This window comes from Rothia sp. LK2492 (assembly GCF_040946345.1).
Taxonomy (GTDB): Bacteria; Actinomycetota; Actinomycetes; order Actinomycetales; family Micrococcaceae; genus Rothia; species Rothia endophytica.
Genome location: NZ_JAYWLX010000001.1, coordinates 162680 through 188270 on the forward strand (window position 1 = coordinate 162680; position 25591 = coordinate 188270).

At 55.1% G+C, this 25591-nt stretch carries 23 protein-coding genes; 10 read left to right on the plus strand and 13 right to left on the minus strand.

The annotated features are described in order from the left end of the window. The first annotated feature begins 102 nt into the window (after positions 1-102). From gluQRS to VVR27_RS00795, 4 genes are all read left to right on the plus strand, one after another. Entirely contained in the window at positions 103-1071 is a 969-nt protein-coding gene (gene gluQRS / locus VVR27_RS00780; protein WP_409349917.1) for a tRNA glutamyl-Q(34) synthetase GluQRS, read from the plus strand. 20 nt (positions 1072-1091) lie between these two features. Continuing rightward, positions 1092-2033, plus strand: coding sequence for a DMT family transporter (locus VVR27_RS00785; protein WP_368546643.1), 942 nt, complete (start codon positions 1092-1094; stop codon positions 2031-2033). Positions 2034-2235: 202 nt separating this feature from the next. Then, positions 2236-3732, plus strand: coding sequence for a sodium/proline symporter PutP (gene putP / locus VVR27_RS00790; protein ID WP_346872429.1), 1497 nt, complete (start codon positions 2236-2238; stop codon positions 3730-3732). Between the two features lie 100 nt (positions 3733-3832). Continuing rightward, positions 3833-4786, plus strand: coding sequence for a 1,4-dihydroxy-2-naphthoyl-CoA synthase (locus tag VVR27_RS00795; protein WP_368546644.1), 954 nt, complete (start codon positions 3833-3835; stop codon positions 4784-4786). 588 nt (positions 4787-5374) lie between these two features. Here the strand turns inward: VVR27_RS00795 and VVR27_RS00800 are convergent. Together VVR27_RS00800 and VVR27_RS00805 are read right to left on the minus strand one after the other, a co-directional pair. Then, a complete protein-coding gene (locus VVR27_RS00800) occupies positions 5375-5911 on the minus strand; it encodes a type 1 glutamine amidotransferase domain-containing protein (RefSeq protein WP_368546645.1) in 537 nt (178 codons plus the stop codon). A gap of 274 nt (positions 5912-6185) precedes the next feature. Further along, positions 6186-8858, minus strand: coding sequence for an excinuclease ABC subunit A (locus VVR27_RS00805; RefSeq protein ID WP_368546646.1), 2673 nt, complete (start codon positions 8856-8858; stop codon positions 6186-6188). Between the two features lie 296 nt (positions 8859-9154). Between VVR27_RS00805 and VVR27_RS00810 the strand changes: the two genes are divergently transcribed. The 3 genes from VVR27_RS00810 to VVR27_RS00820 all read left to right on the plus strand — a co-directional run bounded on the left by VVR27_RS00810 (position 9155) and on the right by VVR27_RS00820 (position 13146). Further along, positions 9155-10354 carry an alcohol dehydrogenase catalytic domain-containing protein gene (locus tag VVR27_RS00810; RefSeq protein ID WP_251379322.1) on the plus strand — a complete coding sequence of 400 codons (1200 nt, stop codon included), beginning with the start codon at positions 9155-9157 and terminating at the stop codon, positions 10352-10354. A 497-nt stretch (positions 10355-10851) separates the two neighbouring features. Continuing rightward, positions 10852-12111 (plus strand): AMP-binding protein, encoded by a 1260-nt coding sequence (locus VVR27_RS00815; RefSeq protein ID WP_368546647.1) that lies wholly within the window; start codon positions 10852-10854, stop codon positions 12109-12111. Between the two features lie 117 nt (positions 12112-12228). Continuing rightward, positions 12229-13146 carry a 1,4-dihydroxy-2-naphthoate polyprenyltransferase gene (locus tag VVR27_RS00820; protein WP_368546648.1) on the plus strand — a complete coding sequence of 306 codons (918 nt, stop codon included), beginning with the start codon at positions 12229-12231 and terminating at the stop codon, positions 13144-13146. Between the two features lie 93 nt (positions 13147-13239). Here the strand turns inward: VVR27_RS00820 and VVR27_RS00825 are convergent, their stop codons facing one another. Next, the gene (locus tag VVR27_RS00825) at positions 13240-13524 is read right to left on the minus strand and encodes a DUF4229 domain-containing protein (RefSeq protein WP_368546649.1); all 285 of its coding nucleotides are present in this window, start codon (positions 13522-13524) and stop codon (positions 13240-13242) included. A 65-nt stretch (positions 13525-13589) separates the two neighbouring features. Here VVR27_RS00825 and VVR27_RS00830 point away from each other — a divergent pair, with 65 nt between their 5' ends. The 3 genes from VVR27_RS00830 (at position 13590) to VVR27_RS00840 (ending at position 15657) form a co-directional block, all read left to right on the plus strand. Beyond that, positions 13590-14030 (plus strand): PLD nuclease N-terminal domain-containing protein, encoded by a 441-nt coding sequence (locus VVR27_RS00830; protein ID WP_368546650.1) that lies wholly within the window; start codon positions 13590-13592, stop codon positions 14028-14030. Positions 14031-14248: 218 nt separating this feature from the next. Continuing rightward, a complete protein-coding gene (locus VVR27_RS00835) occupies positions 14249-14596 on the plus strand; it encodes a PadR family transcriptional regulator (RefSeq protein ID WP_368546652.1) in 348 nt (115 codons plus the stop codon). Continuing rightward, on the plus strand, positions 14593-15657 hold the full coding sequence (locus VVR27_RS00840; protein WP_368546653.1) for a hypothetical protein: 1065 nt from the start codon (positions 14593-14595) through the stop codon (positions 15655-15657). Before VVR27_RS00835 ends, VVR27_RS00840 begins: the two co-directional genes overlap by 4 nt. A gap of 81 nt (positions 15658-15738) precedes the next feature. On the opposite strand, the gene ccsB is transcribed toward VVR27_RS00840, so the two are convergent. The 10 genes from ccsB to VVR27_RS00890 all read right to left on the minus strand — a co-directional run bounded on the left by ccsB (position 15739) and on the right by VVR27_RS00890 (position 25492). After that, the gene (gene ccsB, locus VVR27_RS00845) at positions 15739-16821 is read right to left on the minus strand and encodes a c-type cytochrome biogenesis protein CcsB (protein WP_368546654.1); all 1083 of its coding nucleotides are present in this window, start codon (positions 16819-16821) and stop codon (positions 15739-15741) included. Positions 16822-16886: 65 nt separating this feature from the next. Beyond that, positions 16887-18482, minus strand: coding sequence for a cytochrome c biogenesis protein ResB (locus tag VVR27_RS00850; RefSeq protein ID WP_368546655.1), 1596 nt, complete (start codon positions 18480-18482; stop codon positions 16887-16889). 32 nt (positions 18483-18514) lie between these two features. Next, positions 18515-19267: a cytochrome c biogenesis CcdA family protein gene (locus VVR27_RS00855; RefSeq protein WP_368546656.1), complete on the minus strand. Its 753-nt coding sequence runs from the start codon at positions 19265-19267 to the stop codon at positions 18515-18517. Next, positions 19260-19868: a TlpA family protein disulfide reductase gene (locus tag VVR27_RS00860; protein WP_368546658.1), complete on the minus strand. Its 609-nt coding sequence runs from the start codon at positions 19866-19868 to the stop codon at positions 19260-19262. The genes VVR27_RS00855 and VVR27_RS00860 overlap by 8 nt, the downstream gene beginning before the upstream one ends. A 52-nt stretch (positions 19869-19920) precedes the next feature. Next, a complete protein-coding gene (locus VVR27_RS00865) occupies positions 19921-20610 on the minus strand; it encodes a histidine phosphatase family protein (RefSeq protein ID WP_368546659.1) in 690 nt (229 codons plus the stop codon). 75 nt (positions 20611-20685) lie between these two features. Further along, positions 20686-20940 (minus strand): glutaredoxin family protein, encoded by a 255-nt coding sequence (locus VVR27_RS00870; RefSeq protein WP_368546660.1) that lies wholly within the window; start codon positions 20938-20940, stop codon positions 20686-20688. 73 nt (positions 20941-21013) lie between these two features. Then, positions 21014-21112 (minus strand): 30S ribosomal protein bS22, encoded by a 99-nt coding sequence (locus VVR27_RS00875; RefSeq protein WP_005504750.1) that lies wholly within the window; start codon positions 21110-21112, stop codon positions 21014-21016. 259 nt (positions 21113-21371) lie between these two features. Further along, positions 21372-23258: an FCD domain-containing protein gene (locus tag VVR27_RS00880; protein ID WP_368546661.1), complete on the minus strand. Its 1887-nt coding sequence runs from the start codon at positions 23256-23258 to the stop codon at positions 21372-21374. 46 nt (positions 23259-23304) lie between these two features. Beyond that, complete coding sequence (locus VVR27_RS00885) at positions 23305-24168, minus strand: metalloregulator ArsR/SmtB family transcription factor (RefSeq protein WP_368546662.1); 864 nt, start codon at positions 24166-24168, stop codon at positions 23305-23307. A gap of 115 nt (positions 24169-24283) precedes the next feature. After that, positions 24284-25492 carry an acetoin utilization protein AcuC gene (locus tag VVR27_RS00890; protein ID WP_409349910.1) on the minus strand — a complete coding sequence of 403 codons (1209 nt, stop codon included), beginning with the start codon at positions 25490-25492 and terminating at the stop codon, positions 24284-24286. Positions 25493-25591 lie beyond the last annotated feature (99 nt).

Sequence of the window (25591 nt, forward strand, 5' to 3'; positions counted from 1 at the left end):
CTCATCAGCGTGTTTTGGTGGGGAAAAGCACGCGATAATGATAGTCGGAGACGGCATCAAGTGGGCCCTGTAGCCTTAGCTGTTTTTCACCCCTCCACTACACTGGGAAGCGTGTTAGATTCTCCGTTATCAGTACCCGCCTCACGCCCCTATGGCGGTCGCTATGCACCTTCCCCTTCAGGCGACTTACACCTGGGTAACCTGCGCACGGCTCTCCTGGCCTGGCTGATGGCCCGCAGCGCTCAGGGGCGCTTTGTGATGCGCGTGGATGATCTTGACCGAGTCAAAAAGGGGGCAGCCGAGCGCCAACTGGCTGACCTCGCCGCGTTGGGTGTGGACTGGGATGGCGAGGTGCTGTATCAGTCCAGCCGCCTGGGGGCGTATGAGGACGCCGTGAAGCAGCTGCACCACGCTGGTTTGGTCTATGAATGCTACTGCACCCGTAAAGAGATTCAGGCAGCGTCAACGGCACCACACGGCGCTCCGGGGGCCTATCCCGGCACCTGCCGTAGTCTCACCGAGGTAGAGCGAGAAGCACGTCGAGCGCAGCGACCGGCGGCACTTCGGCTCAAAGCCGAAGCATCATCCTGGCAGGTGACCGACCGCTTTGCCGGGCACTACACCGATACCGTGGATGACTTCGTGCTGGTTCGGGGCGATGGGGTTTTTGCCTATAACCTCACCTGCGTCATCGATGACGCCTTCCAGGGTGTTACCGAGGTGGTGCGCGGGGATGATCTGCTGCCCAGCGCACCACGTCAGGCGTACTTGGCTCATCTTCTGGGTTTAGAAGCCCCGCTCTATGCCCATGTACCCCTGGCGCTTAACAGTGATGGTGCGCGCCTTGCTAAGCGCGATGGCGCGGTAACGCTGGCGGATCTCCGGGAGGCAGGAGTCAGCACCCGCCAAATTATGCGCATGATGGCAGCCTCTCTTCCCTTGCCCCTGGTCACCGACAACAAGGGTCAGACCTATCTGCCAGAAACAGCGGAACAGATGCTTGAAGTATTCTCACCAGCTCTGATTCGCCAGGAGCCCTGGATTGTGACCGACCCACTCACCAGCGACTAACTTACCCGAAAGGGGGTACCGTGAGCCTGACCGACCGCATTCCCCAGCACCGCAGGGGCACTGCCGCGCTGTTGTTGATTATGACGGGTTCCTTGGGTATTCAGTGTACTGCCGCCCTGGCATCCTCCCTCTTCGAGGCCTTTACACCGACCGAAGTTGCCGCGTTGCGAGCGTTACTGGCCGCCGTTACCCTGCTGCTCTTAGTGCGCCCCAACCCGCTGAATCTCAGCCGCAAGGATTGGGTGCAGGTGGTGGTCTACGGGGCGGTGCTGACCCTTATGAGCATCTGCTTTTACAACGCTATTGCTCTCATTCCGCTGGGTGTGGCCGTTACCTTTGAGTACCTAGGGGCTTTTCTGGTGGCACTTCTTGGAGTGCGTCAGCTGAGAGACGGGCTTTTCGCCCTCTTTGCGTTGGCCGGGGTCATCATGATTGCTACCCCCACCATGGCGGGGGACGCTGCCCCTATCGGTTTTCTCTGGGCGCTTGGTTCAGCAGCGTCCATGGCTGGCTACACCCTTTACTCAGCACGCATGGGTACGGTCTCGCCAGCGACAGCCGGGTTGCGCGGCACCGCCCTAGCACTCGGGGTATCAGCCCTGATGCAGCTTCCTCTTGCCGTCCCTGCCGTGAGCCGGCTGGATGCAGGAGCCTCGCTAATCCTAGCGATTACAGCGATTTTCGGGGTAGCGCTTGCCTACTCAGCAGATAATATCGCCGGTCAGCTCACCAGCGCCGCGGTGATAGGAGTGCTCTTCTCCATTGATCCTGTTATTGGCGCTATTGCTGGCACTGTACTCCTGGGTGAAGTGCTCTCCTGGTGGGCTTATGCGGGCATTGTCCTTATAGCCGCCTCCGGGGCTTACATCGTCTGGAGCACTAACCGCTCAGCTATCCACCTCACAGCGCACACAGGAATGCTTCCGGTTACCTCCACCCCACCAAAAGGTAAGCAGAGCTGAATGATAGGTGGAGGGCATTCGAAAGGTTGCATTTACACCGCATTAGTGTCACCTCAACCCTAAGCGTGTAAGCTAACCCACATATCATTAATTGAGAGCATAAAGAGTTACAAAAACTACATGATGTACTTTAGAAACTCTACACACTTATCTGGTGCACTAGCAGAGACCGCATCCTGCGCACCATCTACAAGGGAGTCCCATGAGCGATACAGCCTTCCAACTCATCGCGCTCGCAATCTATTTTGCAGCCATGATCGCAATCGGCTTCTGGGCAAGCCGCAAAAACAACAACCTCGACGACTACGTACTCGGCGGCCGAGGGCTGACGCCCGGCGTCGCTGCGCTCTCAGCTGGCGCATCCGATATGTCTGCCTGGCTACTCATGGGCATCCCGGGCATTATGTACATGGTGGGCCTCTCTGAAGCCTGGATCATTATCGGTCTAACCATTGGCGCCTGGCTCAACTGGAAGCTCGTAGCCCCCCGCCTGCGCACCTACACCGAGGTTTCCCGTAACTCAGTCACGGTTCCAGCCTTCTTCGGCAACCGCCTGCGCGATAAAACCCACATCCTACGCATTGTTGCAGCCATCATCATTCTGGTTTTCTTCACCTTCTACGCCTCTTCCGGCATGGTAGCTGGCGGCAAGTTCTTCCAGTCCTCCTTCGGTGGGGACTACCTCACCGGCATGCTCCTGGTCACCGGCATCACCGTGCTCTACACTCTCTTCGGCGGGTTCCTGGGTGCCTCCTACACCGACACCGTGCAGGGTCTACTCATTTTTGCCGCACTGATTTCAATGCCCATCATGGCCTTCTTCTATGTAGGGAGCTGGGACGACTTCTACACCACCGTTACCACCCAGAACCCGCAGGCGCTGTCGCTCTTTGCCGGCACCACCGCACTTGGTATTATCTCAGCGGCGTCTTGGGGCTTGGGCTACTTTGGGCAGCCGCATATCATCGTGCGCTTTATGGCACTACGCTCCCCCAAGGACGCCCCCGTTGCCCGCCGTATCGGCATCAGTTGGATGGTCCTGAGCATGGTTGGCGCTATGTCCGTGGGCCTCATCGGTCTGGCTTACTTCACCCGCCACCCCGAAGCCACCCTCACCGATACCACCTCAGCAGAATCAGTGTTCTTGGATCTAGCGCAGATTCTGCTGCATCCTCTGGTTGCTGGCTTCGTTCTCGCTGCAGTTCTTGCAGCCATCATGTCCACCCTGTCCTCACAACTGGTCGTCTGCTCATCAGCGCTGGCAGAGGACCTCTACAAGGTGGTTTCGCACAGGACTCTCTCTAACAAAGTTTCCCTTCGTCTGGGCCAGGCTGGCGTTCTCGCTGTCTCACTGGTTGCAGCGTTGCTGGCCATGAACCCCGAGTCCTCGGTGCTTGAACTGGTGTCCTTCGCCTGGGCCGGCTTCGGTGCCGCCTTTGGTCCGATTGTTCTACTCTCGCTCTACTGGCGCAAGCTCACCGCCTGGGGCGCTATCGCAGGTCTCATCGCGGCGTCAGTGACCGTCTTCGTCTGGGGCAATACCGAGGCACTGCACTCAGCCATGTACGAAATTGTGCCCGGCTTCATCATCAACCTGGTGATTGCCGTTGTGGTCTCTCTGATCACTTACAAGGCCAACTCCGTTGAGGCCGCTGAAATCAACGAAGAGTTTGATCGCGCGGTGGCACTCACTCGCTAGGCGAAGAGTTTTCAAGCTGGAAGGACACCGGTGGGCGGGCCAATAAAACGGCTGGCCCACCGGCGTCCTTTTGTCTGCTCTGAAAGCTAGACTAGGGAGCATGACTAACGCTCTTCCCGAAAAAGTATCTGACATTTTTGACCCCAACTCCTGGCGCCTGGTGGAAGGTTTTGAAGGCCTCACCGATATCACCTACCACCGCCAGGTTGAGCGTGATGAGGTAGGCGCCGTTGTGCGCGACCTACCCACCGTGCGCGTCGCCTTTGACCGCCCCGAAGTGCGCAACGCCTTCCGCCCCCACACCGTTGATGAACTCTACCGGGTGCTGGACCATGCGCGTATGACCTCCAATGTAGGCACAGTGTTGCTGACCGGCAATGGACCCTCCGCCAAGGACGGTGGCTGGGCGTTCTGCTCCGGTGGCGACCAGCGTATTCGAGGCCGTGATGGCTACCGCTATGCCGAGGGTAAGAATGCGGATAGCATTGATCCGGCCAAGGCTGGCCGTCTGCATATTCTTGAGGTGCAGCGTCTGATTCGCACCATGCCCAAGGTTGTTGTGGCACTGGTATCGGGCTGGGCCGCGGGTGGCGGCCATTCCCTGCACGTGGTGGCGGACCTGACTATCGCCTCAGCGGAGTACGGCAAGTTCAAGCAGACCGATGCGACCGTTGGGTCTTTTGATGCGGGTTACGGATCGGCTCTTCTAGCGCGTCAGACCGGGCAGAAGTTTGCCCGCGAAATTTTCTTCCTGGCTAAGGAATATGATGCTCAGCGTATGTACGAGATGGGTGCTGTGAATGATGTGGTTCCCCACGAGGACCTGGAGCGCAAGGGTTTAGAGTATGCCGCGCATATCGCCCGCCAGTCCCCTCAGGCGATGCGCATGCTCAAGTTCGCTTTCAATTTGCCGGACGATGGCATAGCGGGCCAGCAGGTCTTCGCTGGCGAGGCAACCCGCATGGCTTATATGACCGATGAAGCCGTAGAGGGCCGCGACGCTTTCTTGCAGAAGCGCGACCCCAACTGGGAGAATTACCCCTACTACTTCTAAATTATTGGATTTCATACAACAAGTGGGCGGCAGTACTGTTTTCAGGTGAGAAAACGGCACTGGCGCCCACTTTTTAGGCAACTTACCTCCCGTAGGATTATGTAGGAGACTTTGTCGGCACATTATCTCGGCTAGTCTTTCAGAAGGTTGGTTCTGTATAAGTTCGACTTGGCCGACGTTCACCCTTAGAAAGAATCAGTGGAATCATCGTAGCCCGTTGGCTTCTCTAGGGGTTGTTTGGGTGAGAATCTGGCGTATTTTGCATACGGGGGTGCCGGCAGCCGCTTGGGCTTATATGCGCGCGCGTTTTAGGCGGTGGGAGGATTGGTCCTTCATACCAGTAGAGGCACTCTTGAATAACTCTCATCCCCTATGGATAAGCCTCAAGATTGTTATCTCTTATTCATTACGCTGGTAGCCGGAAACCAAGGAACAAATATTAAGCGATAAGAAGTTATTTTCTTTGGCCGAGCCATGAGTAAGAAACACTAAGCATACAAAAATACGCAGGTAGAGAACGTCCCAGCAAAATTAACCGGGCGCTTCCCTACCTGCGTATCGTGATATGAAGACTTACATCAAAAAGAATTAGCTCAACTTAGCAATGATTGCCTTGTTGAATGCCTCAAGGTCGCCAGGGTTACGGCTAGTAATGAGATTGCCGTCTACAACTACTTCCTCATCTACCCATTCAGCGCCAGCATTTTGAAGATCTAGCATGACGGAAGTGTAGGAAGTGAGCTTCCTGCCTTCCACCTTCTTGGAGTCAATGAGCAACCAGGGTGCGTGGCAAATCGCCGCAACGGGCTTCTCTGCCTCAAAGAACTGAACGGTGATGGAGCGAGCCTCAGGGTTAATGCGCATTGCATCAGCGTTGAGGGTACCGCCGGCGAGTACCAGTGCGTCGAATTCTTCAACGTTAACGTCTGCCAGTGCGAGATCGGGGGTGAAAGTATCTGCCTTCTCCCAGTCACCGTTCATGCCCTGAAACTCTTTACCCTCAGGTGCTGCAAGTGAGACCTGCACGCCAGCATCTTTAAGTGCATCGCGAGGTGAGGTAAGCTCAACCTGCTCTACGCCCTGACTCGCGAGAATAAGTACTTTTTTGTTGCTAAGGTCAGCCATGACTTGCTCCTTAAATTTAGTGAGACTATAAAAACTTACTGTTCCAACAATACTCGAGCAGGAAGAGATATACAAGATTTTTTCGCAGTTACCGCATCGAGCTAACATAATAAACAGATGTTAATCACCTCTCTTTAAGACCACCAGATAAACACGGGAGAACAAAGCAGCTAATAATGTTCGATGCGGCACTCAGTTTAAAAGGCTTATCAATTTAGAAGGCTTATCAATTTAGAAGGCTTATCAATACGTCTTCTACATCATGAATTCACTCTTACTTCAAGGCCGCTGCTAAAAATGGTGCCGAAACACTTTCTATTGAAGTCGCAACCTCGGCTGGGGTACCAACGGCCACGATGTTACCGCCTTCTTCTCCTGCCCCGGGGCCCATATCAATCACATAATCCGCAGCTACAATAATTCGCATATCAAGCTCGACCATCACGACAGTATTACCAGAATCAACTAAGGTCTGAAGATGAGACATCAAACGGTCAGCATCAGAACAATGTAAGCCTGTAGTGGGTTCATCAAGTACATACACAGTGTCACCGCGTTGTCCACGCTGCAATTCAGTGGCTAGTTTGACGCGCTGAGCCTCCCCACCAGATAGCTCAGTTGCAGACTGACCCAAACGCAGATACCCCAAGCCGACATCCCTCAGGGCAACCAGTGAACGCTTAATATCCACTTCGCCGTCGAAAAAGCCGAGAGCTTCCTCCACGTTCATTTCTAAAATTTGGGACACATTTTTACCACGCCAGAGAATTTCCAAGGTGCTCGACTGATAACGAGTGCCGTGGCAGTCTGGACACTTTGTATACACCGAGGGCAAGAAGAGGAGCTCTACCATCACCGACCCCTCACCTTCGCAGGTAGGGCAGCGTCCACCAACTACATTGAAGGAAAATCTACCCGGTTTATATCCACGACGTTTGGCTTCTGCAGTCTCGGCAAAACGTCGTCGCACCTGGTCAAAGAACCCTGTATAGGTTGCAATATTGGAACGAGGGGTTCGCCCGATAGGTTTCTGATCGATGGCAACCACACGGCGTATACCGCTTAAGTCGCCTTCAACAGCTCCCTTCGTCTCAGGGGCCTGCTCGGCTCTTAAAATTTCATCTCCCTCGACGGATGTTTCATCTACCGGGCGCGTTTTACCTAGGCGATCAGCTATCAGCTGAGGTAGGCACTGGCTGATTAAGCTAGACTTCCCCGAACCTGAAACACCTGTGACTGCTGTAAGAACACCTAGAGGGATGTCTACATCTACGTTATGAAGATTATTTCGGCTGACTCCAGAAAGTTTTATCCACTGCTCGGGTTTCCGAGGAGTATGCGGTGGTAGCCCACTGCCTCCGAAGAGATAGCCACGTGTAAGGGATTCCTGAACGCGGGCTAAACCATCAACTTCACCGCTATAAAGGACTTGACCCCCATGTTCTCCAGCTCCTGGTCCTACATCTACAATCCAGTCAGCATGTTGGATTACTTCCATAGAATGTTCCACCACAAACAGACTATTTCCCCGTGCTTTGAGTCCGTCAAGAACGCTAAGAAGCGCACGGGTATCTTGAGGATGTAGTCCAGCAGAAGGTTCATCTAATACGTAGACCACACCAAAAAGATCAGACGTCAGCTGAGTGGCTAAGCGCAAACGTTGCAGTTCACCACCGGAGAGGGTGGGAGTCATCCGATCGAGAGAAAGATAACCCAAGCCGAGGTCAATGATGGGGCGAATCCGCTCAATGAGGCCAGCGGCCAACCGAGAGGTAGCGGCAAGTTTTTCAACAGGCTGGGGTGGAGCCTTATAAGCTTCCGGTTCTTTCTCAGCAGCAGGTTCACTTGCGTGACTGACCGACTCTGTAGCTTCTGCTTCCGTTGTCTGGTGCAACCCTTGCCCCATCGCTTCTTTTTCATCTGCATTCGGTGAGATGTTGCGTGAAGCATCTTCAACAGCTTTTTCAAGAAGATTGGTTAGATCATAGAGAGGGATCTGGGAAAAATCAGCAATATCTAACCCTGCAAAGGTTACGGAGAGGGCCTCTGGTTTGATGCGTTTGCCGTGGCAGGCGGGGCAAGGGATGGATGTGAGGAACTGCGCTACCTTGCGTTTCATGGAGGCACTTTTAGTATTGGCAAAAGTGTCAAGCACATAGCGTTTTGCGCCCACATAGGTGCCGCTGTAGGAGGGTTCAACCTGCGCTTTTTTAGCCGCTTGAGCCTCAGCAAGTGTCATACGCGAGTAGACCGGCACATGCGGCGTTTCGTCCGTATAAAGAATCCAGTCGCGATCTTTTTTGGGGAGATCTTTCCAGGGGACATCCACATCGTATCCAAGTGCCACCAACACATCTCGAAGCTGATGACCGTGCCAGGCGGTAGGCCAAGAATCTATGGCTCGGTTGCGGATAGTTTTGGTGGGATCGGGGACCATGCGATCTTCGGGCACTTCATATACTCTGCCAATTCCATAACATTCAGGGCATGCACCCTGCGGGGTATTGGCAGAGAAATCTTCTGCGTAGAGCATGCTCTGATGTTCTGGATAGTGGCCGGCGCGTGAATATAACATCCGAACCAGGCTTGAGATGGTGGTGAGGCTACCAACGGTTGATCGTGAGTTTTGTCCGCCTCGCTGTTGTTGTAGAGCGACAGCGGGGGGCATCCCTGTAATGGAATCGACGTCGGGCACCCCCGCTTGATCGATCAGACGGCGGGCATAGGGGGCCACTGACTCTAGATAACGGCGTTGTGATTCTGCATAAAGGGTTCCAAAGGCAAGGGAAGATTTACCTGATCCTGAAACACCGGTAAAGACTACGAGCGCGTCCCGGGGCACAGAAAGGTCGACATTGCGCAGGTTATTTTGTCGTGCGCCCAATACTTGAACATTTGGTTGGATGTAAGTTTCTTTATCTGTGGGGGATTCGGGTAAGTAGCTCATAGATGAATCTGACCAATCGCTTCTGTGGGAGGCACATGCAGCCTCAAAATCGTTATGATTTCTTGTCGCTTGCCACTTTACTGCCTCCCTAGAGGATTCGTAGACCTCGACTTTTTTCTTCTCTTTCACTGGGGGGGTGAAGTTATTGGTCTGGGATCATTATGCTAAGGTTACTGAAGAGCTAAAAGTAATATGGAACCGATGAGATGCTCGCTCTGCCGAGAGATCATTGTCCTCCAACGCTTTAGCTTTTACCCTAAGAGCTTTTTTATGGAAAAAAGCAGTGAGGAAAAATCATGACAGATAAAAACCGTGCAGTAGTATTCCACGGCGTAAAAGATATGCGCGTGGATACCCTTGAATTCCCTAAGCTAGAAATGCCTAACGGCAAAAAGGCTCCCCACGGTGTAATCGTGAAGCTACTTGCTACCAATATCTGCGGCAGTGATTTGCATATTTACCGTGGCTCATTCCCTGTACCCGAAGGTATGGTGATGGGTCATGAAATGACGGGTGAAGTTGTAGAAATCGGTTCAGATGTTGAGTTCCTCAAGCCTGGCGACATCGTTTCTGTACCTTTCAACGTAGCGTGTGGCCGTTGTCGTAACTGCCGCAACGGACGCACAGAAGTATGTGAGACCACTAATCCCGAGGTTTCGTGTGCCGCATATGGATTCAACCTCGGTGGCTTTGTAGGCGGTCAGGCGGAATACATGTTTGTGCCTTACGCTGACTTCCAGCTTCTTCGTTTCCCTGACAAGGATCAGGCGATGGAGAAAATTCTTGACCTAGCAGTACTTTCCGATATTTTGCCCACTGCGTTCCATGGTCTCATGGAAGCTGGCGTGAAGGCTGGATCAACTGTTTATATTGCAGGTGCAGGCCCAGTAGGTCGCTGTGGTGCTGCTGCTGCTCGTTTGCTGGGCGCATCTTGCATCATCGTGGGTGACTACTATGAAGATCGTCTAGAACTAGTTCGCCGTAATGGTTGTGAAACCATTAACTTGTCTGAGGTTGACTCACTCAACGATGCGATTGAAGCTATCCTTGGTACTCCCTATGTTGACTGCGCAGTTGACTATGTAGGTAATGAGGCACACGGGCTGGGTCAAGAGGCTGAAGAGACCAAATCGTCCTATGCTATCAACCAGGTTTTGGATGCGACTCGTCCCGGTGGAGCAACCGGTATCGTAGGTGTTTACGGGGCTAATCCTAAGTCTCCGGTTCCTGCTGAGCGCGAGGGTATTTACTCCCTCAACTTCGGCGATGCTTGGATCAAGTCACCTCGTATTTCCGGTGGTCAGGCGCCTGTTATGCATTACAATTACGATCTGATGATGTCAATCTTGTGGGATCGTATGCCTTATCTTTCAGATTTGCTCAACATCAAGGTCATCAGCCTGGATGAGGCGCCTCAAGCGTATGCAGATTTCGATAAGGGTTCGGCATTGAAGTATGTTATTGACCCCCACGGCAGTCTTCCTGCCGCTCGGTAAATAAATTCTGTGAGAAGGAGAGGTATTCATTAAGGGTGCCCTGGCACCACTGAAAACACCCCTCTCCACCACTGCCCTGCGTGAATTGATGAACCTGTTTACCACCTTCACATCCGCAGGTGCCCTGCCGGTCTTGCTGCCCCTGATAGGGGTGGCAAGACCGGCTTACTTTAAACCTTTATTAGCCAAGGTCGATAAATCCAGTCGCTGATCCATACAGTTAAATAAACTTCACGGTATATAAGGTTAAAAAGAGTTCTTCTCCCCCACCAGCATGCATATAGGTTGCGTCATTTTTTGCAAGCCTGCTCTGTCACGAGAATATGGTGTTCAATGTTTCTTTGAGGAAAACACCTCGCTCAGTCACTTGAGGTACACCGCTAGGGACGTGTGGGTGACGATGACTGACGTGGATACAGTTGATCCCTCTTGTTGGTTGAGTGAATAAATTTCTGTAGCCACCAAGCATCTAAAGGACGCCAGCGTAAACTGACCCTATGCTTATCTCTCAGTTCAACTCCGTTGCTGCGCCGTCCTCCGCTGATGCACGCTTCACCGAGCAGACGGCGGTGGTTGGTGGGAGCGGTCATGTGGATGCCAACGAGCTACTGGGAAAATTCACCACCAGTTTCAGTCAACTCGATAGCCAGCCGGACGATTTTGCCCTGGTAGTGAGCACCAGCGGTTCAACAGGAGCCCCTAAACGAACCGCACTCACTACTGCCGCCCTGGCCGCTTCAGCACGAGCTACAGAAGCCTTCACAAGCACCGATAACGCTCAGTGGCTCCTGGCTCTGCCATTGCACTACGTTGCTGGCGCCCAGGTTGTGGCGCGGTCAGCCTTAGCGGGCACCACCCCGGTACTTACTAAATCCATCAGCAGCGGTGGACCTTTTAGCGCGCAAGACTTTGTGAGCAGTGCCAGCGCGCTGACCGCCCACCACCGAATGATATCGCTAGTGCCCACCCAGCTGCATAAGCTACTGGAGACAGCGGAGAGAAACCCCCAGATGAGCAGTGAGATTTTGGATGCTCTGCGTAGCTTTGACGCGTTGCTGTTAGGCGGTGCTCCGGCAAGCGCCGCCCTCCTTGAGCAGATGCTGCACCTAAAAGTGCCGGTGCTAACCACCTACGGCAGCGCTGAAACCGCTGGGGGCTGTGTCTACTCGGGAGCTCCCCTGCCCGGCGTCCAGGTGCAGATCGAACCAGAAACAGAGGAGGACGCCGCATCTGGTAGCGGCCGTATCTGGTTGGGCGGCCCCACCCTAGCGTCCGGTTACCTCGATGACCCGCAACGCACTGCTGCCCATTTCTTTACGGGCCCCGATGGCACCCGCTGGTACAAAACTGATGACCGCGGCACCTTCACAGGCTCACTCACGGTGCTAGGAAGAGCTGATGACACCATCATCACCGGAGGCCTTAAAATAAGTGCCGGGGTGCTGGCTCGTCTGCTTGAAACTCACTCCTCTGTGCGCGAGGCGCTAGTTGTTGGTCTGCCGGACGCCCGCTGGGGGCAGGCTCTCGTAGCAGCTCTGACCCTGCGCCACAGTCACCCGGGGGCAGAAAACCCAGAGCCTCTAGACCCGCAGGACCCGCTAGCCACCCAGCTCTCTAATCTGGTGACCCAGCACCTGGGCAAAGCTGCCGTCCCTAAACTCGCTCTGGTCTACACCGACTTCCCCACGCTCTCCACCGGAAAGCCAGACCGAACCACCGTCACCTCCCACCTTGAGCAGTATCACCGGCAACAGTGAGCGACCCCAACTGCCTTACCCAGCCAATCGTGCACGTCCAGAGGCAAAAAATGAGACAATAGTGTGTATTTGCCTGCCCCGGGTACCCGGGGCAGTAATCAAAGGAAGCGAGATAACGTGGCAACTGTTGCACAGTGGATTCAAGGAGCACGCCTTCGCACCCTGCCCCTTGCCGTTGCCCCCATCATCGCAGGGTCAGCCGCCGCCTACGAGGTAGGCGAACTGCACCACTGGCGTGCCCTGCTCGCTTTCTTGGTTGCCTTCTTCTTGCAGGTGGGCGTCAATTACGCCAACGACTACTCAGATGGTATTAGGGGCACTGACGAGGTTCGAGTCGGCCCTCTGCGCCTGGTGGGCAGCGGTTTAGCCTCCCCCCGCTCGGTCAAGATGGCTGCTTTTGTCTGCTTCGGTCTAGCGATGTTGGCAGGGCTGGGGCTGGTCTACCTTTCTCAGCAGTGGTGGTTCCTTGCTATCGGAGCTTCAGCAGTTCTGGCTGCCTGGGGTTACACCGGGGGTAAATACCCCTACGGTTACATGGGTCTGGGCGATGTTTTTGTCTTCATCTACTTCGGTTTGGTCGCCACTCTGGGCACCATGTTCACCCAGACAGCCCAGCTGACCCTGACATCTATCGTGCTGGCAGTTTCTATAGGCCTATTCTCTTGCGGGTTACTGATGGCTAATAACGTGCGTGATATTCCCACCGACATCGACGCCGGTAAACGCACCCTCGCCGTCCGCCTGGGAGATACCATCTCTCGCAGAACCTACGCGGCAGAGATGATGCTGGGGCTGGGCCTCATCGTGGTGTTAGTGCCCAACAACCCCTGGTTCGCCCTGGTCTTTATCTTGATTGGCCCGGTGCTACATTCCTCAATAACGGTCCTATCTGGTGCTCGCGGCCTAGCCCTGATTCCCATCTTGAAGCAGGCAGGTTTTGTTGCACTTGCCTACAGCTTGCTTGCTGCTCTAGCTGTGGCGCTGGCGCCGCTCGACGTATTCACCGAACAAATTTCTGTTTTCACCGGTTACTAAATCTCACTCAATAACAGAAAAGGTGCACCTGTCAGTACACCTTTTTCTGAGGTTCTCGCACAGCTCTGTACGGTTTGGACAAATGCCCGGGTCTTAGATATCTAGGCCTTGTTGTTTGCGGGCGCCTTCGTCCAGCCCATCTTCGAAGGCCTGGTTTTCTTCCTCTACCTTGTTCTTGGCTGGGCGGCGCTTGAACCAACCGTTGAAATCCGTGGCAGCTGCCAGGTGGAGCTTGGGGAAAGCCAGGTAGCTGATGGCGAAACCGATGATCGCGCCGCCTAGAATCGACAGGTACAGGCCTGCGCCAAAATAGTAGGCTACAAAAAAAGCTACAGTAGCGAGGGCTAGGCGGATAAGGGTGTACTTCAGAAAATTCACTGTTCCATTCTAGCGGACGCGACCGGGGCGCTGCGGGGAACGCTGTGAGCGCACAAGGACACCTTGTGCTTTGCTCTCGTGTCACACTGGTAGGTATGGGTAGAGCTATATTAATTATTGGCGGTGGCGCCCTGCTACTAGCTATCTGGGTTTATGCAATTCTTGACGCTGCGCAGGCTGAGAGTCAAAAGGTACGCACGCTACCTAAGGGCTTTTGGGTAGCGGCAACTATCTTGTTCCCACTGGTGGGGTCAGCGCTTTGGTTCTGGCTGGGGCGGCCCCGCAAAGATAGGTTCGGGTCTTTCGGCGCACCGCTTGAAAAGCCCCCGGTTGCTCCGGATGATGACACCGAGTACCTACGCTTTCTTGAGGCCCGCGCCAAGCGTGAACGCGAGGACCGCGAACGCCAGAACCGCGCAACAGACCGCGGTAACAATGATGAGCCTCAGGGCAAGGGCGACGGCGAGCAGCCAGATAGTGGCAGCCAGCCCGGCGAGCGCCCCTAGTTTCTCTGTTTGAGAGTACCCGCCCCGTCTTGAAAGTATCCCTGTAGTGGGTGCCTGCTGTGCAAGGCGGGTATTTTTCTGCCCCCATGGGGCGATGGCAGCCTGGAGATGCTGCCAGGCAGGGGGGGTGTTGCTCCATCTGGTCTGTGGATACTCTTTACATTTGCTTGAAAACCTACCTAGGTACATGTTATACTTAGATAGGAAGGGAGATACCTATGACAGCTAGCACCCACCCACCCGCCCTGCTCCGGGCACTCTTGCCCACCGGCGTCCTAACCTGCCTTGAAACCGGTAATCTGCACGGCTACGGCATCGCCGCCCGTCTTGAAGAACTGGGTTTTGGCAGGCTCAAAGGCGGTTCACTCTACCCGGCGCTCTCAAAACTAGAGGACGCCGGCGCCGTCACCGCTGGATGGATTGAAGGCAGCGGAGGCCCAGCCCGCCGTGAATATAGCATCACGCCCAAGGGGCGTGCCCGGCTGGCCCAAGAGCGCGCCAGCCTCTCCTCTCTGGCCCTGGCGCTAGGGCAGCCTGCTCATCTCGCCGAGGGGGTGCAGCAATGACAGAGAGCCCCTTTGACCGCATCAGCCAGAACTTGCTTGAAGTCAGCAACCGCCCAGAAGACCTGGACTGGGTTCAGGTTGCCTTTGGCATGTTCCTCAAAGAGAATGTTCGCCCCTCACGTGCTGAAAGTGCTATCAATGGCTGCATCCGCGCTATCGCTGACACTGGCGAGAGTACCCACCAGCTTTTCGGCGACCCCTCAGAATGGGTCTTTAAGAAAACCGCTAGCTGGCGGCAGAAAGGCACTCAGGCCTTCGAGCCGAACGAACCCATGAACTGGTGGTGGTGTTGCCTCCTATCCTTCTTCGGCGCTGCAAAGACATCCGTACTCTTCTGGCTGTACTGTCTACTAAGCCACGAAACAACCAGCTCAAACATGGTGATTTTCAGTCTAGGTATAGGCCTTATGCTGGGTCTTATCTATTACGTCTATGCACAGGTGCTACCCCGCCGTGGCTTTGCCTGGGCTATAGCTGCAGGCGGTGCAACCACTGTGGGGCTCTCTTTTTCTCTAGCATTTGCGCTCGAACAGGCCCAGCACCTCAGCAGACCAGTTCCTATCTGGTGGCACCTAGTTGCTGCTCTGGGAATGCTTGCCCTCATTGTTCTTTTCTACAAGCTGGTGCCTGAGCCTGCTAATCGCCGTGAGGAAACCAACTACGACCCCTCTGACCAGCATGCCTGGCTTAGAACGTTTAGAACAGAGCTGAATAAACGCAATGACATGACGGGCGCCCGCGTCCGTGACGAAGTTGCCCTGGTTCTAGCGCATAGCAGGGAAACCCGCACGATTTTTGATGAAGAGTTCGGCCACCCCGTCACCTACGCTCGTAGCCTGGCAGGGCAAAGTAGCGTGAAGCCCTACCGTTTAATGCTCTATGCCTTCTTCATGGTGTCTGTGGGTATCTATTGGTTTTATTCAGCTCTTACGGCTGGTGATGGAAGCGTCTGGTGGCGGGTGCCGCTTGGCCTCGTTGTTCTCATCATCCTGGCGCTTGAAGCCAAGACCTCTTGGGCAACCTACCGCAGTAGCCGCCAGGCGTCCGCCCCGGACGCCTAAGCCAATCTCAGACCGAAAAAATACCCGCTGACCTCCCCATAGGTCAGCGGGTATTTTTCTGTTCTAGTAAGCGCTAAGTGCCTATAGACCTGAGTAGGAGTGCAGGCCAGAGAAGTAAACGTTCACCACGGTGAAGTTGAAAATAATGCAGAGGTAACCCACGATGGACAGCCAGGCTGAGGGAGGGCCGGACCAACCGCGGGTGGCGCGGGCGTGCAGGTATGCTGCGTAGACCACCCAGATGATGAAGGTCCATACTTCCTTGGTGTCCCAGCCCCAGTAGCGTCCCCAAGCCTTTTCGGCCCAGATAGCACCGGCGGCCAGGGTGAAGGTCCACATCACGAACCCAACGGCGTTGAGGCGGAATGAAAAGTTTTCCAGGGCGGTAGATGAGGGAATCAGTCGCATAAAGCCCAGGCGGGTGAGCTTGGTGCTCTGATCAGCAATAATCTGACGTTCGCGCGAGGTCTGCACCAGCTGCAGGATTGCCATAGCGAAAGTAATGGTAAAGATTGCTGATGCCAGCACGGCAATCGATACGTGGATCACCAGCCAGTAGGACTGCAGTGCGGGCTTGAGCTGGCCTACGGGCGTTGGGAAGCCGATGGTTGCTGCGGTCATCATGGTTAGCGCCAGGCCAGAGACCAGCACGCCCACAAAGCGCAGGTCGCGGAACGTGAGCGCGAGCAGGTAGACCAGGACGACCAAGAAAGCGCCGGTGGTGCAGAATTCGTACATATTGCCCCAGGGCACACGGTTAGCGGCCAGGGCACGGCTCAGCACACCCGCACAGTGAATAGCAGCACCCAACGCCAGAATCACCACAGCGGCGCGGGCAGCCGGGCGGCGGGCACCGGTGTAGCGCATATCTGCATCGGCTACGTGAGCCTCAATTTTCTTGGCTGCTGAGCGCTTATAGCTCATTCCTCGTTCGCCGGTCCCCTGCTCGATACCGCTGATACGAGCAGACTTTGCGGAGCCTGAAAGCGCACCTGCGCCCACCAGTTCACGTCCCCTCACCTGTGCCTCTTCAAGGCGTAGAGTGGTGCGGGAGTTAGAGGCGATGTCCCAGGCGAAGGAAATAAATGCAACCATGTAGGTTACGGCGGCGAGGTACATGAAAAGCTCGCTCCATTGGGCAAGGTTTTCGCTAATTTCAGGCATAGTCACTCATTTCGTTGGGGAGGCAGGCGGTGGACGCCGGTGCGCTGTGAGCAGGGTGGTTTAGTTTATGCTTCATCAAATTCTAACCCCCAGGCAGATGCAAAAAGGTCAGTCAAGCGGTCGGCTTCGTCCGCAAGTCGGGGGTCTTCACCGCGAGCGAGCAGGGCATATTCAACGGTGAGTACGCGGTCTGCGCCTTCACCACTGCTGGAAGCGCGCACCCAGACGCGGCGGCGTACCACGAAAAGGGAGATGATAAGGCCGATGAAGAGCAGAATAAAGGAGACCAGCGCGATGGGGCGGCCTGGGTCGGAGCGGATTTCAAGGCCCACATACCGTTTGACGCCCAGCATTTCGATGGTGCCGTGACCTTCAGGGAGTTGTACTGATGGTCTGGAGCCATCGAGCACAATACCGTTGCCCTTAGCCATGGTGTTAAGCTCTTCTAGGCTGTCAACATCCAGTACATAAACGTTCTGAGGGACACCATCATCAAGCCCCAGGTCGCCGGTATACGACTGGAGTACCAGCATGGGGTTGTAGAGATCTGAGTCGATAGAAGTGGGTGCACCGTACTCGGTTTCACCGGTAGGCAGGAACATTCCAACAAAACCCAGCTGGCCGGGGTGGGCATCCGGCACCTTAAGCACGATGGAAGAAAGGTAGCTCATGCCGGAGGTCAAGCCAACCACCGGCCCTTCGTAAGCGATGCTGCCATCGTCGTTAGTCACGCGCACAATGGGAGCGTACCCGTTGCCCAAGAGGTAAATGCTGGTGCCTTCAACATAGATAGGCTCATTCACCTTCAGGGTTTCAGTATTGGTTTCACCTTCACTGTCTGTCAGGATCATTTCGGCGGTGTAGTCGATGTCATCCCCGTAGGTGGGTGACCCCTCCTGTCGGTCGTAGGCAACTTCAAAGCTATCTAGGGTCGCTGAGTAGGGGCTGAGCCAGTCAGGGTTGTAATTGGTGCCGGGGTCAAAGGAGTCATAACTAATGAGGGAGTTAACAAAGGTTTCGCCCTCGACCACTACTTTCTGCCCGCTGTAGCCAAAGAGGGAGCCCGCGCCAAAGGCCACCAGCACACCGATCATAGCCACGTGGAAGAGGATGTTGCCGAACTCTCGCAGGTAACCGCGCTCAGCGCCCACGCTAAAAACGCCGGGGGCATCTTCCCGGGTTTCTACGCGGTAGCCACGCTTCTTGAGCACCGCCGCGGCGTCATCTATAGCCCTTGTCGCATCTAGGTCACCCGCGCCTGCAGGGATTGTGAGGGTTCGGTGCTGAGGAAGTCTGCCAAAGTTCTTGGGAGTTCTGGCAGGGGGTGTTTTCATGGAGCGGTAGTGTTTTGCCGCTCGGGGTAGCACACAGCCAATCAGCGATATGAAAAGGAGGAGGTAAATGGAGGCGAACCACACGGAAGAGAACACATCAAAGAGCTGCAGAAAGTCAGCAATTGGCCCCCAGGTAGGGTGTGCCTCGATGTAATCGTTGACCTTGGCGGGGTCTTGAATACGTTGCGGGAAGATGGAGCCGGGCACAGCTGCAATAGCGAGCAACAAGAGCAAGAAGAGCGCGGTGTTCATCTTGGTCAGCTGGGTCCATGCCCAGCGGAGCATTTCGAGAGGCCCGAGCGCTACAGCGTCTTTAGTATCAGCCATGGTTTCCTTGGAGCGTATGTGAAGTGTGGAGTTTAAATCGGTAGTTGGTAGACCGGCATGGTGGCCTGTAACCAGGACATCATGCTCGTCCAAGCCCCGGTTGCGATGAGAAGGCCAATGAAGATCAGCATGAGGCCACCTAAGCGTTGCAGCGTTAGCTTGTGCTTGCGCAGCCAGCTCAGGGTGTTCACTCCCCTACTGACAGCCAGCGCCACCAACAAGAAGGGCACTCCTAGGCCCAAGCAGTAGGCTAGCGTGAGCACAATGGCCTTGGTGCTATCTGACCCGCCAGTGTAGACAAGGGTTTGCACGGCAGCAAAGGTGGGGCCAATACAGGGTGCCCAGCCCAGCCCAAAGGTAATACCTAGAATGGGCGCTCCCCAGAGCCCGGCAGGTGGTTTTCTCTCAATCTTTCGGTCGCGCTGAAAGAAATTGAAGCGGCCCATAAAGACCAACCCCATGAGAATGACCAATAGACCAAGCACTAGGTTCACCCAGGTCTGCCCCCGCAACCAGGGGGTGGCTCCCAGCTGCGCCAGCACCACTGACATCAGCACAAAGATAAAGGAAAAACCCAGCACGAAAAGCCCGATACCGGTCACGGTGCGAGCGGTACGGGCTCGCGGGCTCATCTCAGCACCGGAGAGACCGCTGACGTAACCCAGATAGCCGGGCACCAGAGGCAGGACGCAGGGGGAAGCAAAAGAGACTAGCCCGGCTAACGCCGCAATGGGCAACGCCAACCAAAGCGAGCCGTCTAAAACGATGTCCCCGAAGTTAGGCATTCGCCTGCTCTTCAAGAATGGTGCGCAGAATCGAGGGGTCGATCTGACCCAGGATTCGCGCGGCCACCCGGCCCTGGGCGTCCAAAACTACCGTGGTTGGTACGGCCTGAGCAGGAACATACTTGCTCAACCCCAGAAGCACCTTGCCGTTGAGGTCCCGGTAAGAGGGGTATTCAACTCCGAAGTTCTTTTCGAAGGCTTCAGCTGTGCCCTTTTCATCGCGCACATTAGCACCCAGGAAGGTGATTTTATCGCCAAAAGTTTGGTGTAAGGAGTTGAGATCAGGTGCCTCAAGACGGCAAGGTGCGCAGCCTGCATACCAGAAGTTCAGCACCACGGGCTTGCCGCGCAGACTTGCCGCACTGAGGGTACTGCCGTCAAAGAGCTCATTTTCGAATTCGACCGGCTCGCCGCGCTCTGCCTCAGCGTACTCCGTCACGCTGCCGTCTCCAGCAATGTAGCCTTTAGAGTCTCCGGCGTCCGCCTGAGCCCCCAGCGAATCTTCGTCAGCTGAGCAAGCGGTCAGCAAAGCCGCGCAGCCCAAAAGACCCAGGCTGAGTGCCTGTTTACGGCTGAAACGCGGTGAGATCGGTAAAGGCATGGTGCGGTGCTCTCTTCAGTAAAACTAGACAGTAGATTTAGCCAAAATTCTATTATGACCCGGGTAGCTGAATGACACCTGAGTACAGCTCGGCAGCAGGCTCAGTGTAGGTCAGACGCGGCGTACCGGGGCTGAAAATATCATCGAAGTGCAAAGAAGTAATAGAGGCCAGGTTAGTCTGGCGTTTGCGGGGATCGTGGGGTAGCAGCCCACCCTCAACAGAAGTACGTGCCATCCAAATGGGTAGCTGGTGGGACACAATAATCGCCTCAGCACCGGCTCCACCCTTCTCATAAGCGGTGCGGGCGGCATCCTTAATAGCCTCGGCCATACGGGTCATTTGCTGGCGGTAGGGCTCACCCCAGGAGGGACGCAGGGGGTTGAGCAGGTGCGGCCAGTGGGCAGGGTGCTTGAGCAGTTCGTCCTTGGTGACGTGCAGACCCTCAAAATAATTGGCAGCCTCAATAACACGCTCATCATGTACCGCGGTCAAACCCAGCAACTCTTCGATGGGGGCAGCTGACTCTTGAGTGCGAGTCAATGGAGAGCAGACCAGATGCACAATATTGGCACCGGCATCAGCACGGCGCTTAAACTCTTCGGCTGAAAGCCGCACCATTTTCTGCCCAGCCTCTGACAGGTGGTAACCCGGCAACCTACCGTAGACAATGCGCTGGGGGTTGTGAACCTCACCGTGGCGCATGAGATGAACGGTAACCGGTGCTTTTTCTGAGGTAGTCATCACACCAGTGTCTCAAAGATAGGGCGCCGGTGCCAGCGGCGACGTTCTCATCACTACTCCCGTCTCCAGCAGGTTTTAGTCTGCCAGTTTCTTTTCCAGTAGCTTAGCCAGGCGGCGAGCATTAACCTGCCAAAAGTCTTTGATTTCCCCGTCGATGATCAAGACCGGGATTTCATTTTGATGCCGTTCAAAAAGCTGGGGATCATTTTCAATATTAGTTTCGGTAAAGCTCAGCCCGAAGCGGGCGGCAACTTCACCCGTCGTCTGCCGCGCAGCTTGGCAGAGGTGGCAGCCGGGCTTGGTTAACAGTTCAATCGTGGGAGTGGCCATAGGACCACTGTAGCGCTAGGGGCTAAAACAGTGCGAGCCCCGCACAAACTGTGCGGGGCTCGCGGTGAAGAATTTACTTCTTGTTGCGACGCTGGTGGCGAGTCTTGCGAAGAAGTTTACGGTGCTTCTTCTTAGACATACGCTTGCGGCGCTTCTTGATAACTGAACCCATCGGATTCACCTCACTTATTAAATAGTGGTCGATACCCGGCCGAACGATGCTCGCGCACGGCAAGCCTTTCGGTAGCTATCCGGGCGTTATACCGGTATAAACGCTCCAATACACGCTATTTTGGGCATACATAACCCTAGCGCGTGAAAAAACGCTCTTCAGTCAAGAGTACAGGCTATACCCACATTTCGCGCATTGTTCACCTGCGAATGAGAGTATTTTCTCGTTTTGAGAGGCTAAAATCACTGCCGGCGCAGAGCTAGCGTTTACGGCTCTTTTGCCTTTTTTTCTTCATCGGGTGCCGATTTGCTCCCCCTTGGGGCGGGTTTGCGGTCTGTGCCAGTTCAAATTCAGCAGTGTTCCTACCGGTATCGGATGCAGACGCCATCTCCTCCGCATGCTGGGATGAGCTAGTAGGGTTTTCCTCTAAAACTTCGTACCCTTCTGGCACGGTGTGCTCGTCAGCCTGGCTGGCTTCGGAGGGTGGGAGCTCTTCGGTCGGCTGTGGTTTTCGGCGTTCTGCGGAGAGAAAACCAAAGTATTCCTTGACCGTGAAACGCTTTCTGCCTGGAGTAGGAGTCTCGAGGTGGGTCCGATTCTTGGGTTTAGATTCGTGAGTTTGATTGTGTTTGTTTGATTCCGCTTCTTCTTGGGTTGCTTCCTGCTGATTTTCTGCCTCTTGGGGCTGTGCAGCCAGGGCAGCTAGCCTTAGCTCTTCTGCACGCAGTTTAGCTTCAAGCTCCTGAGACAGCGCTTCCCTCTCCAGTTCAGCACGATGTTGAGTTTGACGCTCGGCCTCCCATTCAGCCAACCTTTTTTCTTCTGCCGCCTGAGCCTGTGCACGCTCACGGGCTTCCTGCCGTTTTTGAGCGGCAGCGGCCAGGCGGGCTTTCGCCGCCGACTGGGCACGTTCAATGCGGTTCAGCTCATCTTGCTGATCAGCTAGCACGCGAAAAGCGGGAGCGCTTGCCGCTGCCTGCCCCTCATCTTGGCGACCTCCCTCTTCACGGATAGCAAGAGGTTGCCGGCCCGGGGGTGTGATGATGGTTGCGTGAACTACAGGGCTCACCGTGCCCTTGCGGCGGCGCGTTGCGCTCCCCGTGGGAACAGCCCTCAGCACGGTAGATAGTTGCGGGACAGAGTTCTCCAGAGTTTCTGGTAGTGAATTAGTCGATGTAGCCTGGGGCTCAGATACGAAATCTGCTCTAGGTTCAGGTTCCTGACGAGCTTCCTGTGCTGCCTGACCGTCCGGGAAGCCCTCTGGCTTTTCTTCGCGGAACTCGGGCAAGGTCTGTTGCTTATCACGGTCAGCTTCTCTGGGCTGAATATTCTGCAAAGCATCAAAGAGTCCGGGGGTAATGGGGCCACCCCATTGTTCAGGAACTAAGTCTTGATCTTCAATATCCACCGGCACCAGGTTACTGCTCAGAGTCCGTCCCTCAGGGGTTGGCGCTTCAAAATCTAAGGGGACCTGGGCTTCAGCAAATCGCTCTTTGAGGTTAGCGATGAGCAGGGTGCGGGCCAGGGCCGGGTCTTTGGATTTTACGGCATCAAGAATTGCGCGGTATTCCATGCGCAGACGCGTTGCCGTGGCACTCCACAACGGCACCTGCGATACCAGGTCGAATCTCGCTTCTATCATGGAGTCCCTCATCGTAGCTAGTAACGCTGAGATAAGGGTATTGCCAGAAAGCTGACCGAGTTGAATGTGAAAATCTGCCTCAAGATCGTGGAAATCGCTCAGGCTGGTCGCCGGATCTGACATCCTTTGCAGGATCCTCTCTAGCTCAGGGTAGGCCGCCTGGTGAGCTGGAGTTGTTGAAACAGCGTGTGACTCCAACAGTAGACAGGTCTGAAAGAGATCCCGCTGGGGTGAAGCAGAGCTAGCTAGAGAAAGACCGATAGCCGGCCCTGCCGAGACTGCTGGTTCGCGCAATAATTCGCTCAGAATGGTTTTGCGTTTACCCACGTAAAGACGCAGCAGACCAATCTCTTCGCAGTGCTTGAGACTCTCACGGATCTGATATTGGCTAAGACCGGTAACGCGAGCTAACTCCCTATCATCGGGGAGCTGATCCCCAAGGTGGAGGGTACGTGAAATCAGTTCGCTCTCAATCCAGTCGAGTAACTTCTGATGTTTAGGCATGTTTCGGGGTTATTTCTCTGCTGAGGTTGAGTGAGGGGGAAAGTGTTTAGCGCGCACGGCGGCGCAGACGCGTTAGTTTTGCAAAGAGCCCACGTTCATCGGTGTCATCTTGGGGCACGGCTAGCTTATCCTCAGCGTAGAGAGGCGGGGTGTGCTCTTGCCTCTGAGCTACGTCTTGGTCTTCAATCTCAGCGGGGGCTGAGACCTCTACGGGGTCTACCGATAAAAGCTCTTGGGGGTCTTCGGAAGCTGCAGAAACAGTCTTTGTTTCTGCCGCTAAAGGTGAGGTGGGGCGAGCGTCTGCGGTGGTAGAGGGAGTAAAAGGAGTAAAGGAGGTGAAGGTAATTGCGGGGGAAGAAGGCTGCGACCCCTGAGGACGCGAGGCATCGAGGTCTGCTGCTTCGGGTACATCTGCTTCTACAGACTCAAGCACCTCAGCAGGTTCGGCAGTTTCAGCAGGTTCCTTAACTTCGGCCTGTTCCACAGCCTGCTCGGTAAGCTGGGGTTGCACCGAATTTTCTGGACTGTCCTTCTCTTCCACCGATTCAGCAGGCTTGTTTAGACTATCTTCTGGCTCTACCGATTGCTCCCCGGCAGCAGGGAGCGGGGGGCGCTGCACGTCGTGCTGTGCCGCAGATAGCGGCGGCACCAAAGATGTTAACCAGTCGGTAACCCGCTCAAGGGGCTGGGGTACCAAAGAATAAAAACGCTTTTGCCCAACAGCTTCGGTCTCCACTAGCCCAGCAGTGCGCAGAACTTTAAGGTGTTTTGATACGGTAGGTTGGCTGATACCCAACTCCTCAACTAACTCACCCACGGAGAGTCTCTCGATGGCTAAAAACTCCAAAATATGGCGCCGTGTGGGGTCAGCAATGACAGCAAAAAGATCGTCCTTCATGCCCATCATCATATACACATATATATCCCTACTCGCATATTGCCGCTACCATATTTCAGGTTTGTACCAAATACTCAGACAGGACTCAATTTTCTGGGAAATATCCGACGGGCTATATATAGGCTGACTAGTCATACCAAGGATCGAGGCCCCATAGCGGAAAAACTTCTTTGCGGGTCGCCATGATGGTGCGATCCGTATCGTCGCCCGGGTCAAAGCCTATTTCCCAGGAGCGCCACCATAAATCAACGGGGTCACCCATAGCAGCCGGAACTTTGGTTCCGTAGGTTTCAAGCATGTACTTCTGCCAGGACGCAGGGGTGGGCTGATAGACATCCAGAGGCTGCCCGGCGGCAACCGCCATCAGGTGGGTCCATGAGCGAGGCACCGCGTCGTATACCGAGTAACCACCTCCGCCAGTAGCGATCCAACGGCCCTCGCACAGTTCATCAGCCAGCAAGGAAATCTGAGCCGCAATTTCCTGCTGAGCGTTGATGCTAATGCTCATGTGGGACATCTCATCATTCATATGCGTATCGCAACCGTGCTGACTCAAAATCACTTCTGGTTGGAACTCCCGCAAAAGGCTGGGAACCACAGCGTTAAAAGCGCGCAGCCACCCCGAATCGGTAGTGGTAGGCGGCATGGCAATATTCACTGCCGTTCCAGCGGCTTCGCCCTCCGGACCTACCTCGTTTGAAAAACCTGTGCCAGGGAAGAGGGACATCCCCGTTTCATGAATGGAGATGGTCATGACGCGTGGGTCATCCCAAAAAATGCTCTGTGTGCCATCGCCGTGGTGGGCGTCCACATCAATATAGACCACGCGCGAAACACCCTGCTCTAACAAGTGGCTAATACCCACTGCGCAGTCGTTGTAGATGCAGAAGCCACTGGCGTGGTCGCGGGAGGCGTGGTGCATACCCCCGCCAAAATTAACCGCGTGCTTAACCTTGCCATCCAAAATTGCTTGAGCCGCCTGAAAAGTTCCGCCCGCTAGGCGAGCACTAGCCTCGTGGACTCCCTCGTAGCCGGGGGTGTCTTCGGTGCCCAAACCGCAAGTAGCGATGACCAATGATGGGTCAGCGCTAATCTTCTGCACGGCGTCGATGTAGGGGTAGTCATGCGCCAGCATAAGCTGTTGAACGCTGGCGATTTCTGGCTTTTCGAGTTGAACCTGAGGCAGGTCAAAAATCCCTAAATCTTTAGCGAGGGATGCAGTGGCATCCAGCCTACTGGGGTGCATAGGGTGGTAGTCCCCAAAAAAATAGTTGGCCATGGCGGGGCTCCACAGCACGCGCACATCAGTGGGCTTCAATCGTTCAATGGCCGCCATTGGCTCTACCCCCTATAGGTAAGTTGGGTCACAAATACCATTAAACACAATAAAACTCGTAACCGTTGATGCGACGGTTTTATGACACGCAGACTACGC

Excerpts from the sequence above, each read along its gene's own strand:
- putP (WP_346872429.1), top strand. The coding sequence starts at position 2,236 with ATGAGCGATACAGCCTTCCAACTCATCGCGCTCGCAATCTATTTTGCA.
- VVR27_RS00795 (WP_368546644.1), top strand. The coding sequence starts at position 3,833 with ATGACTAACGCTCTTCCCGAAAAAGTATCTGACATTTTTGACCCCAAC.
- VVR27_RS00800 (WP_368546645.1), bottom strand. The coding sequence starts at position 5,911 with ATGGCTGACCTTAGCAACAAAAAAGTACTTATTCTCGCGAGTCAGGGC.
- VVR27_RS00805 (WP_368546646.1), bottom strand. The coding sequence starts at position 8,858 with ATGAGCTACTTACCCGAATCCCCCACAGATAAAGAAACTTACATCCAA.
- VVR27_RS00810 (WP_251379322.1), top strand. The coding sequence starts at position 9,155 with ATGACAGATAAAAACCGTGCAGTAGTATTCCACGGCGTAAAAGATATG.
- VVR27_RS00815 (WP_368546647.1), top strand. The coding sequence starts at position 10,852 with ATGCTTATCTCTCAGTTCAACTCCGTTGCTGCGCCGTCCTCCGCTGAT.
- VVR27_RS00835 (WP_368546652.1), top strand. The coding sequence starts at position 14,249 with ATGACAGCTAGCACCCACCCACCCGCCCTGCTCCGGGCACTCTTGCCC.
- VVR27_RS00840 (WP_368546653.1), top strand. The coding sequence starts at position 14,593 with ATGACAGAGAGCCCCTTTGACCGCATCAGCCAGAACTTGCTTGAAGTC.
- ccsB (WP_368546654.1), bottom strand. The coding sequence starts at position 16,821 with ATGCCTGAAATTAGCGAAAACCTTGCCCAATGGAGCGAGCTTTTCATG.
- VVR27_RS00850 (WP_368546655.1), bottom strand. The coding sequence starts at position 18,482 with ATGGCTGATACTAAAGACGCTGTAGCGCTCGGGCCTCTCGAAATGCTC.
- VVR27_RS00855 (WP_368546656.1), bottom strand. The coding sequence starts at position 19,267 with ATGCCTAACTTCGGGGACATCGTTTTAGACGGCTCGCTTTGGTTGGCG.
- VVR27_RS00860 (WP_368546658.1), bottom strand. The coding sequence starts at position 19,868 with ATGCCTTTACCGATCTCACCGCGTTTCAGCCGTAAACAGGCACTCAGC.
- VVR27_RS00865 (WP_368546659.1), bottom strand. The coding sequence starts at position 20,610 with ATGACTACCTCAGAAAAAGCACCGGTTACCGTTCATCTCATGCGCCAC.
- VVR27_RS00870 (WP_368546660.1), bottom strand. The coding sequence starts at position 20,940 with ATGGCCACTCCCACGATTGAACTGTTAACCAAGCCCGGCTGCCACCTC.
- VVR27_RS00875 (WP_005504750.1), bottom strand. The coding sequence starts at position 21,112 with ATGGGTTCAGTTATCAAGAAGCGCCGCAAGCGTATGTCTAAGAAGAAG.
- VVR27_RS00880 (WP_368546661.1), bottom strand. The coding sequence starts at position 23,258 with ATGCCTAAACATCAGAAGTTACTCGACTGGATTGAGAGCGAACTGATT.
- VVR27_RS00885 (WP_368546662.1), bottom strand. The coding sequence starts at position 24,168 with ATGATGATGGGCATGAAGGACGATCTTTTTGCTGTCATTGCTGACCCC.
- VVR27_RS00890 (WP_409349910.1), bottom strand. The coding sequence starts at position 25,492 with ATGGCGGCCATTGAACGATTGAAGCCCACTGATGTGCGCGTGCTGTGG.